This window comes from Halalkalibacter akibai JCM 9157 (genome assembly GCF_000513135.1).
Lineage (GTDB): Bacteria > Bacillota > Bacilli > Bacillales > Bacillaceae_D > Halalkalibacter > Halalkalibacter akibai.
In genome coordinates this window covers 1-1626 of the sequence record NZ_BAUV01000119.1, presented here as the reverse complement: position 1 = coordinate 1626, position 1626 = coordinate 1, and the positions used below count along the sequence as shown (strand labels likewise).

The 1626-nt window shown below is 41.3% G+C and carries 1 protein-coding gene; it reads right to left on the bottom strand.

Annotated elements, in window-relative coordinates:
- Positions 1 to 16 precede the first annotated feature (16 nt).
- Positions 17 to 1444: an MATE family efflux transporter gene (locus JCM9157_RS22955; RefSeq protein ID WP_235715088.1), complete on the bottom strand. Its 1428-nt coding sequence runs from the start codon at positions 1442 to 1444 to the stop codon at positions 17 to 19.
- Positions 1445 to 1626: the final 182 nt, after the last annotated feature.

Genomic DNA, 1626 nt, shown 5'->3' with positions numbered 1-1626 from the left:
TCAGACCCCCTCCAGTTTAAGCTGTTGTTTCCATCTTTGTACTTCTCTCATCTTCCACCAACCGCATGTTTTGCCATTTGCGACTACGCCAGCGAAATAGCATCAGGATGGCTCGGATCCACTCATCTGCCATAAGGGCAATCCAGACGCCAATGAGACCGAATCCTAGGTGAATTCCTAAGTAGTATGCGAGGGTTACACTGATTCCCCACATCGAAATAATTCCGACAATAACGGGATAGCGGGCATCACCAGCTGACCTTAGTGCACTGATGACGACCATGTTCGTTGTCCTTCCCGGCTCAATAAGCACGCCAATCATTAAAAGAATGGCTCCTATTGTGATGATATCGGGGTCATTCGTAAATAGCCCTAAGAAAAATTCACCAAAAATCGCTAAGATAACTGCACCAGTTAAAGCTACTAGTAACGAGATTTTTAACCCCCGATACATTCGTTTATAAGCGTAATCCATTAACCCTGCGCCAACAAGTTGCCCGATATAAATTTGCATCCCCTTGGACATAGCCATGGAAAAGGTCGTGATCACCCATGCATAGTTCAAGGTGTATACCCTTGTCGATAACGCAACTGTACCAAGAACCGTAATAAACATCGTGATCACAAGCTGACTTGCGCTATGGGATAAATGCTCGCCTGCCCCTGGTATTCCGATTTTCAATATTTTTTTCACATAAGCCTTTTGAAAAGTGAAAAAATCACGAAGGCGTATTTTAACTTCTACACGTAAATAAAGGAGATAGAATAGTACAAACATGGCAAGTAATCGGCAAATTGCCGTGGAAATAGCAACCCCCATAACACCCAACTGGGGAACTCCGAAAGCGCCAAAAATAAACAAATAGTTTCCGATGATATTAAGGATGTTCATACCGATGGAAACATACATAACATCCTTTGTATTCCCTTGGGCCTGAAGAACAGAAAATATCGTGAAAACCATTGCCTGAATAAATAGCGTTCCTCCAACAATAACCAAATAAATATCTGCATGAACCATTAACGCAGGACTCAAATCAAAAATCCCTAGCAAAGGTTCCTTAAAAAATACGATAATAGCACTAATCACAATACCAAATAGGAGATTCATAACCATAGCGCTGGAAATTGTGGCACTTACATCTTTTGGTTTTCTAGCCCCTACAAATTGAGCAACAACCACACCGCACCCCATTGCAGCAAAGTTAAATAAAACGAAGGCGATAATCAAAAGTTGATTCACTACTCCGATGGCAGCTACCGCTTCATCTGAAACGAAACTAAGCATAAACACATCAACAAATTGCATGAGCGTTTGCAAAGACACCTCAATTAAGATTGGCCACGTAATCGCAAACAACGAGATTTTCTGCAATTTCGCTAATTTTTCTTCGGACATCATATCCTTATTTGTATCTAATCTAGTTTTCTTCTCCTCTTTCATCTGTTCACCCTCTACTATGCTGACTTCATTTCATGTAAGCGAATGCAAGCTAACCTTAAGTATAATCAACTTTTTTGCACAGACACTACCCTACATTTTAATGATTTTCTCAGACAAACAATAGATGTTTAAGCGGGGTCTGACCCCCAGTGCTTTAACGCTTAAACGCGGTGGGGGTCAGA